Genomic DNA, 9,598 nt, shown 5'->3' on the forward strand with positions numbered 1-9,598 from the left:
TTGATGATCGACCTGATATTGTTTACTGAGTTGGGTAAGTGACTGTTCTTGGTTAAGGAATAAGCAAACAATTTCTAACTTTTCTTCTACTGATTTTGGACTTCTTTTGGACATGTGAAAACTCCCCATATAGTGTCTAGTGAATTTTTGTTTTTTCACTGTCCACTATATGGGGAGTATATCACAGTTCAGTGTTTCAGAGTTTTTTTCTTTACTGTAAGTTCAATTTATGGGTCATAATGTAGTGGGTACCGAAGTAGTAGCCGATGGTGAGGAGGATGGATAGGAATAGTGAAAAGATGCTATATGTGGTTATGAATGATCCATCATATAAAGTCATAGGCATCAGCAATATGAAATTGATGATATTTTCCGCAAAGTTGATGGCAAAATAGAAGACGATAGCGAGCAAGGTACGGTGATCCTTGAATAGCTGACCAAGTGAAATGGCAAAGTAAATTAAGAGAACAGACTGTGCAGTGCTTACAAGGATACTAAAGATATAATAAACCCCAAAGTTTGTTCCTAGACTTTGTTGGATCTCGTTTATCACCTGGATTAGCTCACTTGTATAAATGTTCATTGCTGGAGCAGCAGCTGTAAGAGCTATGATAAGTATGCACAATAGAGTGGCGATACCAGATAGGAGGCTCCAGACGAAACCAGCCGTTAGTTTACTAAGGATGATCTGATGGTTCGTAACAGGAAGGGTCATGGTCAAGTAGCCTTGTCGACCGTAAACATTTTTCCTGAAACGATTGACAATGAGAAAGAGGGTGGAGAGGAAGAGACCTACAATGATAACTGCAAAGCTAGCAATGATTGCCGTTAGGATGACACCTTCAAAGGTATTGCTTAGTGTAGTGTTGACTTCATTCTCATATAAGGTGGATTCTGGACGTTGGAGGAGGTTTTGTAGCCATAGTCCAATAATAACAGAGAGTAGTCCGGCTGCGGCATAGAGTCCGAGATACCATTTGCCGACGGACTTAAATTCATATTTTAATAGCTTTCCAAACATAATAGTCTCCTTTGCTAAGCCTTAAATTCACGGCGGAAGAGTTCATCGATAGATTCTCCACTTTCGATCCGCAAATCATCCACATTGCTATGGCGAATGATATTGCCGTACTGGAGGAAGATCACCTCATCAAGGATCTGTTCGACATCTGAAATCAAGTGGGTCGAAATCAGTACAGAAGAGGTTGGAGAATAGTTGTTGATAATCGTCTGCAAGATATAGTCACGAGCAGCTGGGTCGACACCACCGATTGGCTCATCAAGGACATATAAGAGAGCTTGCCGACTCATGACCAAAATCAATTGAACCTTTTCCTTGTTTCCTTTTGATAAATGCTTGATACGACTGTTAAGCTCGATATTGAGATCTTGGAGGAGGTGAAGGGCACGCGCCTCATCAAAGTCAGTGTAGAAATCTTTGAAGAGTTCGATCGCTTCAATGATGCGCATATTTTCATCCAAGTAGGTCGTATCTGGTAGGTAGGATACGATTTGTTTGGTTTCTGGAGAAGGTGTGCGACCGTTGATTAAAATCTGACCATATTCAGGTTGCAAGAGACCGTTGATCAATTTAATCAAGGTCGTCTTCCCCGATCCATTTGGTCCTAACAGACCAATAATTTTTCCAGCAGACAGTTTGAGGTTGATATTATTGAGTGCCACCAAACCGCCGTAAGCTTTTGATACCTGTTGAAGTTCAACGAGTGTAAAATGATTTTCCATATCCTTATTCTCCTTTCAAATAGTGATCTAATTGCTGCACGAGCTCTTTTCGCTCAAACCCTAAGTCTAACATGTTGTTGACAAAGTTTTCCAGCTCATCCTTTGCTAGATTAACTCTAGTCTCTTGAATGAGATCAAGGTTATCTGTCACGAAGCGTCCTGTTGTACGAACCGAGTAAACAAATCCCTCGCTTTCGAGATCGGACAAGGCGCGTTGAACGGTATTGGGATTGACCCCAGCAATTTCCGCTAAGTCACGGACAGTGGGCAGTTTATCCCCTGACTGGAGTTGATGTGTCACAATCTGCAATTTAATCGTATTGGCGATTTGAATATAGATAGGGAAGTTGTTATCGAATTTCCAAGTCATGATAGCTCCTTTCAATATGAATAAATAATAGCGTACAAGTCTATTTGTATACTTGTCTTATCTATATAATACAATAATTTAAATCAGATTGCAAGGATTATTTTAATTTTTAAAGAAAATATCTAAAAAATAAGAGTTTCATACTAGATGCAAGAAAAACCTGATGCCACAGTCCCTAGAGTTTCCTCTATCAGGAATCTATTAGTTTGAAGTCTTAGCCTAGGAAGAAGCTAAAAGTTAATAGTAGCAAGGGGCATTTTTTTGGTGTATAATAGTAGATAAGAAAGCAGACAAATGATATAGTCCTTTAGTTTATCTTTTATTACTTCGTTAACTCGTCTTGTATAACTGAACTCGGACTAAGCACTAGGTGAAAAAGAGACGCAACTGTTGCAACTTTAGTTGCTTCAACAGTCTGGGGATAGACTGTTGAAGGTTGGAGATAGAACGAGTGCAACTCGTGTCAGCTGTGGCTCCCTTTAGGGATAAATACTTCCACCTCTAAAGGTATACTATACCTTTAGAGGTGGAAGATAGAAGTTTGCGAAGCAAACTCTCACTGGCTTCGTCGTCGTATTTCCTATTTTCACTGTGTGCTTTTAACGTCCTCGTATCTTGGTTAATTGAGTTCAGCCTAAAACCTCGGAAAAAAGATAGACTTCCTTGTGTTCATCGAACACCTCGTCAGTCTCCTATTTTTCGTTCGGTTTTTTAACGGCTTCACATCTTGTATAACTGAACTCGAGCTACGAGCTGTGCAAAAAAGAGACATAACTGTTTCAGCTTTAGCTGATGATGGTTCTTTAGGAAATAGGCTGAAAACCTCCACTGGAGCTTTTCACTCGTCAAAACTCCTATTTTGCCGTAGCTGTTACGAGCTTGCTCGTTGTACAGATACGGTATTAACAGTCAGGGAAGTGACTGTTAATACATAAATGGGGTATGCCTTTGCTCGCTCCCACAGTCTAGGAATAGACTGTGGGAGGTGGGAGATAAAACGAGCAGTGCTCGTGTCAAATAGTCTAGGAATAGACTGTGGGAGGTGGGAGATAAAACGAGCAGTGCTCGTGTCAAATAGTCTAGGAATAGACTGTGTTGACGAAAACTTCGTTTTCTTTATTTCCGACCTCAAACAGTCTCTCCCCAGACTGTTTGAGCTAGTACTAAAAGTAAACTAAATAACTATACTCTTTGAAAATCAATCGGAAGCTAGTCACAGGCTCTACTGACTTAGAGTGAATGTGGTTTTAAAGAGGATTAGCTAGCCACAGGTATACCAGTATATGATGAGGTAGCTCTAGACTAGTATGAATATGATTGTTGCAGAGTAGAAATAGGAATCAGAAAAAGGAGGAGATATGCTAGCACAGTTGGATACCAAGACCGTCTATACCTTTATGGATAGTATGATGACTATTGAGCACTATGTGGCGCGTGCCAAGGAACTGGGCTATACACATCTGGGGATCATGGATCGTGATAATCTCTATGCAGCTTATAGCTTCATGGAGGCGTGTGAGAAAGCAGGCATTCAGCCGGTCATTGGCTGTGAAATGGAGTTGAGGGTCTCTCCCGAAGATAGCTTGGTATTTCAGCTTATTGCCCAAAATACAGCAGGTTATCAAAATCTCTTGAAAATCTCAACAGCCAAGATGACAGGGCAAAGAGAATTAGAGGCTATCCGACCTTATCTGACAGGAATTGCGGTCATTATTCCCTATTTTGATGGGATTGAAACCTATGATCTGGGACTTGATTTTTATATCGGGGTCTGCGAGACAACGCCACCCTTGACGACCAGCCGTCCCTTGATCCCCTTGCATACGGTGAGGTATTTTGAAGAAGGACAAGTCGAGGTCTTACAGGTTCTCCATGCCATTCAGGAAAATGTCCCGCTCAACCAAGTCTCGCAGATTGTTCATAACCAATCCTTGCTAAGCCTAGACAGTCTGGCAGCGATCTTTCGCCAACGTTTTCCAGAATCAATAGAGGAATTAAACCGCTTGGTCTCTGGCATTGGTTATGATCTCAATAAAGACTTGAAATTGCCTCGTTTCAATCGCAATCGCTTAGCGGTGGAAGAGCTTCGTGAAAAGGCTGAAGAAGGCTTGCGGAGCAGGGGACTCACAGCCCCTGCCTATCGGGAGCGCTTGGAGCAGGAGTTGGCAGTTATCCACCAAATGGGCTTTGATGACTACTTCCTAATCGTTTGGGATTTGCTACGGTTTGGGCGCAGTCAGGGCTATTATATGGGAATGGGACGTGGTTCTGCTGTCGGGAGCTTGGTTGCCTATGTCCTTTACATTACAGGGATTGACCCTGTCAAGCATAATCTACTCTTTGAACGGTTTTTAAATCTGGAACGTTACAGTATGCCCGATATTGATATTGACATTCCAGACATCCACCGTGGAGATTTTATCCGCTATGTGCGGGAGCGTTACGGGACATTTCATGCAGCGCAGATTGTGACCTACTCAACCTTTGGTGCCAAGCAGGCTCTGCGTGATGTCCTGAAGCGCTACGGCACGCCAGAATACGAAGTCAGCGCCATTACCAAGAAAATTTCTTTCCGCGATACCCTAGCAACAGCCTATGAACGCAATGCCTCCTTTAGGCAGCTGATCAATAGCAAGATTGAATACCAGAAAGCCTATGCCATTGCCCAGCAGATCGAGGGACAACCACGGCAGACCTCTATTCATGCGGCAGGTGTCGTGATGAGTGATGAAGAGCTGACGGATACGATCCCTTTAAAGACGGGTGAGGACATGCTGATTACCCAGTATGATGCCCATGCGGTCGAAGCAAATGGTCTCTTAAAAATGGACTTCCTCGGTCTGCGCAATCTCACCTTCGTACAGAAAATGGCGGCAGCTGTCGAAGAAAAATACGGCAAGAAGATGCTGATTTCCGAGATCAACTTGGAAGATGAAGCAACTTTGGCGCTCTTTGCCAAGGGACAGACCAAGGGAATCTTCCAGTTTGAACAACCGGGCGCCATTCATCTTCTGAAACGGGTTCAGCCAAGTCGCTTTGAAGATGTTGTGGCAACCACTAGCCTGAATCGCCCAGGAGCAAGTGACTATTCAGACAACTTTGTCAAGCGCAAGCACGGTCAAGAAGCTGTCGATTTGTTAGATGATTCGATTGCAACGATTTTACGACCGACCTATGGGATCATGCTCTATCAGGAGCAGGTCATGCAGATTGCCCAGCGCTTTGCGGGATTTACACTGGGAAAAGCCGACTTGTTGCGCCGTGCCATGTCCAAGAAAAATAAGGCAGAAATGCAGAGCATGGAAGCAGACTTTCTTGCAGGTGCTCTCAAAAATGGGCATGATGAGACCAAGGCGCGTGCCATCTTTGCCATGATGGCAAAATTTGCAGGCTATGGTTTCAATCGCAGTCATGCTTATGCCTATTCAGCCCTCGCCTTTCAATTGGCATATTTTAAAACCCATTATCCCGATGTCTTTTTTGACATCATGCTGAATTATTCAAGTAGTGACTACATATCCGACGCCCTACAATTCGATTTTCAGGTGGCACCAGTGACCATCAATACCATTCCCTACCATGACAAATTTGACGAGAAGAAGATTTTCATGGGACTAAAAAATATAAAGGGCTTGCCCAAGGACTTGAGCTTTTGGCTGATGGAAGAACGCCCTTTTAAGAGTGTGGAGGATTTTATCTTGCGCCTGCCTGCCTCATTTAAAAAGCAGGAAACCCTGAAACCCTTGATTCAGCTAGGGCTCTTTGATCTTTTTGAACCGAATCGAAAGAAGATTTTGGAAAATTTGGACAATCTTTTTGTCTTTGCGGATACTTTTGGCACCTTCTTTTCAGAGGAAAGTTATAGCTGGCAGGAAGCTGAAGATTATAGTGATAGTGAGAAATTCAGCCTAGAGCAGGCTATTATTGGGGTTGGTATCAGTCCCCATCCCTTAGTACTGTTAGCTTCATCGTCCAGTAGACCCCATACCCCGTTTTCAGAATTGCTGGCAGGAAGTACGGTCACTGTTTTGGGGCAGATTCAGTCGGTTCGCGTCATTCGCACGAAGAAAACGGGTCAACAGATGGCATTTATTCAGGTGACGGATACTAAGAAAAAACTCGACGTCACTCTATTTCCCGAAACCTACCAACGCTATCAGACCTTCCTCAAAGAGGGGGATATTTTCTATCTAACTGGTAGGGTTCAAGAAAGAGATGGTCAATTACAGTTGGTCTTGACTGGACTGGAAGAGCCACATTCTGAAAAACTTTGGATCCTACTGGAAAATGGAAACAATGACCAGATGATTGCTCGGATTTTATCGGAATACCCAGGGACAATTCCCGTTGTGTTACACTATCAAAACCGCAATCAAACCGTGCAATTAGAACGGATTTTTATTGAAAAATCGACCGAATTGCAAAATCGCTTACAGAAAGTTTCAATGAAAACGGTTTTTCGCTAAAAAAATAGAAAAAGTCAAGCATACTGCGGGTAAATGTGATATAATGATACCGTTAAAAATGAAAAAAGGAGCATTAGTTAAATGAAACGTATTGCTGTTTTGACCAGTGGTGGTGACGCCCCTGGTATGAATGCTGCCGTCCGTGCAGTCGTTCGTAAAGCAATTTCAGAAGGGATGGAAGTCTTTGGGATTAACTATGGCTATGCCGGAATGGTTGCTGGAGATATTTTCCCTTTGACCAAAGAAGGTGTTAGCGGGATTCTAGGAACTGGTGGTACCATGTTGTACTCTGCTCGCTACCCAGAGTTTGCTCAATTAGAAGGTCAATTAAAAGGGATTGAGCAATTGAAAAAACACGGGATTGAGGGAGTTGTTGTAATCGGTGGCGACGGTTCATATCACGGTGCTATGCGCTTGACCGAACATGGTTTCCCAGCGATCGGTATTCCAGGAACTATCGATAATGACATTCCAGGTACAGACTTTACCATTGGTTTTGATACAGCATGTATGACCGTGATGGACGCGGTTGATAAAATCCGCGACACAGCAATGAGTCACCGCCGTACATTCGTTGTAGAAGTAATGGGTCGCCATGCAGGTGATATTGCTCTTTGGACAGGTATTGCTATCGGTGCGGATGAAATTATCGTACCAGAAGAAGATTTCAAGATTGAAGATGTCGTTGCAAGTATCCGTAAGGGATATGAAAAAGGGAAAAACCACAATATCGTCATGCTTGCTGAAGGTGTTATGTCTGCTCATGAATTTGCGAAAAAATTAAAAGAAGCTGGCGACACAAGTGATCTTCGTGCAATCGAACTGGGTCACATCCAACGCGGTGGTCGTCCAACGGTTCGTGACCGTGTTCTTGCTTCACGCTTGGGAGCTTATGCCGTTGAGTTGCTTAAAGAAGGTCATGGTGGTCTTGCCGTTGGTGTTCATAAAGATGATCTTGTTGCCAACCCAATCCTTGGTACGAAAGAAGAAAATGCTCTTTTCTGCCTAGGTGAAGATGGTAAGATTATTGTCAACAACCCTCATAAAGGAGATGCCAAATTAGCTGGACTAGCTCGTAGCTTGTCTCGTTATTAAACATTCGTATAAACTGGTTGCAAAAAAGGAGAAAAAACAAATCATGAATAAACGCGTAAAACTTGTTGCTACATTGGGTCCTGCGGTTGAAATCCGTGGTGGTAAAAAATTCGGTGAAGATGGTTACTGGGGTGAAAAACTCGACGTTGAAGCATCTGCTCAAAAGATCGCTGAATTGATTAAAGAAGGGGCAAACGTCTTCCGTTTCAACTTCTCTCATGGTGACCACCAAGAGCAGGGAGAACGTATGGCAACAGTACGCCGTGCAGAAGAAATCGCTGGTCAAAAAGTTGCTTTCTTGCTCGATACAAAAGGCCCAGAAATCCGTACCGAATTGTTTGAAGGTGATGCCAAAGAATATGCCTATACAACTGGTGAAACGCTTCGCGTAGCTACAAAGCAAGGAATCAAATCAACTCGTGAAGTGATTGCCTTGAACGTTGCAGGCGGTCTTGACATCTATGATGATGTTGAAGTTGGGAAACAAATCCTTGTTGATGATGGAAAACTTGGTCTCCGTGTCTTTGCCAAAGATGATGAAAAGCGTGAATTTGAAGTAACCGTTGAAAATGACGGCGTGATTGCAAAACAAAAAGGTGTAAATATTCCTTACACTAAGATTCCTTTCCCAGCGCTTGCTGAACGTGACAACGCAGACATCCGCTTCGGTCTTGAGCAAGGCTTGAACTTTATCGCGATTTCATTCGTTCGTACAGCAAAAGACGTGAATGAAGTGCGCGCTATCTGTGAAGAAACTGGAAATGATCATGTGAAATTGTTTGCGAAAATCGAAAACCAACAAGGTATCGACAATATTGATGAAATCATTGACGCAGCAGACGGTATCATGATTGCCCGTGGTGACATGGGAATTGAAGTACCATTTGAAATGGTTCCAGTTTACCAAAAAATGATAATCACAAAAGTCAATACAGCTGGTAAAGCAGTTATTACAGCAACAAACATGCTTGAAACAATGACTGAAAAACCACGTGCAACTCGTTCAGAAGTATCAGACGTATTTAACGCTGTTATTGATGGAACAGATGCAACCATGCTTTCAGGTGAGTCAGCGAACGGTAAATACCCAGTAGAATCAGTTCGTACAATGGCAACCATTGCTAAAAATGCGCAAACTCTCTTGAACGAATACGGTCGTTTAGACGCGACAAACTTTGAACGTACAAGCAAGACTGAAGTTATTGCGTCAGCTGTTCGTGATGCTTGCCACTCAATGGACATCAAATTGGTTGTAACCGTAACTGAAACTGGATTTTCAGCACGTTCGATCTCTAAATACCGTCCAGACGCAGACATCTTGGCTGTAACCTTTACAGAAGAAGTACAAAAATCATTGATGATTAACTGGGGTGTTATTCCAGTCGTGACTGACAAACCAGCTTCTACTGATGACATGTTTGAATTGGCAGAACGCGAAGCAATCAAAGCAGGTCTTGTTCAATCAGGTGACAACATTGTTATCGTGGCAGGTGTGCCAGTAGGCGTTGCTGGTTCAACAAACACAATGCGTGTCCGTACTGTAAAATAAGACACTAGAAAAGGAAGTGGACAGAAGCCCTGATGGCTTGTCCTCGCCTGTAAAACCTTGAAAACAGCACAAAGCCCTCGCCAGGAGAAATGAACTGCTCCCTGTCAAGTAGACAGTCAAATAATAAAAGATATTAAGCAACCTGATTCCTGAATTCCCAAGGGGTCAGGTTGTTTAATTTAGCTTGATAACGTTGTGTATTGTAAAACTGGATATAGCTTTCCACATCTGCGACTAGCTCCTCGTAAGTCTTGTATTTCTTGAGATGATAAGACTCTGTCTTGAAATGCCCAAAGAAACTTTCAATTGGTGCATTGTCGATACATTTCCCAACTCGTGACATGGATAGAGTGATGCCAGCCTGTGTTGTAAAAT

The 9,598-nt window shown here is 42.9% G+C and carries 8 protein-coding genes; 3 read left to right on the top strand and 5 right to left on the bottom strand.

Annotation, left to right across the window (positions count from 1 at the left end; genetic code table 11):
* The 4 genes from BU200_RS11800 to BU200_RS09525 form a co-directional block, all read right to left on the bottom strand.
* A partial coding sequence (locus tag BU200_RS11800; protein ID WP_487246359.1) for a transposase occupies window positions 1–114 on the bottom strand: 114 nt, incomplete at its 3' end.
* Between the two features lie 97 nt (window positions 115–211).
* The gene (locus tag BU200_RS09515; protein ID WP_075099921.1) at window positions 212–1,021 is read right to left on the bottom strand and encodes a hypothetical protein; all 810 of its coding nucleotides are present in this window, start codon (window positions 1,019–1,021) and stop codon (window positions 212–214) included.
* A 14-nt stretch (window positions 1,022–1,035) separates the two neighbouring features.
* Window positions 1,036–1,743 (bottom strand): ABC transporter ATP-binding protein, encoded by a 708-nt coding sequence (locus BU200_RS09520; RefSeq protein WP_075099922.1) that lies wholly within the window; start codon window positions 1,741–1,743, stop codon window positions 1,036–1,038.
* Between the two features lie 4 nt (window positions 1,744–1,747).
* Window positions 1,748–2,113 (bottom strand): GntR family transcriptional regulator, encoded by a 366-nt coding sequence (locus tag BU200_RS09525; RefSeq protein ID WP_075099923.1) that lies wholly within the window; start codon window positions 2,111–2,113, stop codon window positions 1,748–1,750.
* 1,358 nt (window positions 2,114–3,471) lie between these two features.
* Here BU200_RS09525 and BU200_RS09530 point away from each other — a divergent pair.
* The 3 genes from BU200_RS09530 to pyk all read left to right on the top strand — a co-directional run bounded on the left by BU200_RS09530 (window position 3,472) and on the right by pyk (window position 9,223).
* Entirely contained in the window at window positions 3,472–6,579 is a 3,108-nt protein-coding gene (locus BU200_RS09530; protein WP_075099924.1) for a DNA polymerase III subunit alpha, read from the top strand.
* Between the two features lie 81 nt (window positions 6,580–6,660).
* Window positions 6,661–7,674 carry a 6-phosphofructokinase gene (pfkA, locus tag BU200_RS09535; RefSeq protein WP_075099925.1) on the top strand — a complete coding sequence of 338 codons (1,014 nt, stop codon included), beginning with the start codon at window positions 6,661–6,663 and terminating at the stop codon, window positions 7,672–7,674.
* A 43-nt stretch (window positions 7,675–7,717) separates the two neighbouring features.
* A complete protein-coding gene (gene pyk / locus BU200_RS09540) occupies window positions 7,718–9,223 on the top strand; it encodes a pyruvate kinase (protein WP_075099926.1) in 1,506 nt (501 codons plus the stop codon).
* A gap of 133 nt (window positions 9,224–9,356) precedes the next feature.
* On the opposite strand, the gene BU200_RS09545 is transcribed toward pyk, so the two are convergent.
* Window positions 9,357–9,598, bottom strand: a 242-nt coding sequence (locus tag BU200_RS09545) for an IS3 family transposase (protein WP_142237006.1), incomplete at its 5' end; no start/stop codon positions are given.

Source organism: Streptococcus acidominimus, assembly GCF_001921825.1.
Classification (GTDB): Bacteria; Bacillota; Bacilli; order Lactobacillales; family Streptococcaceae; genus Streptococcus; species Streptococcus acidominimus.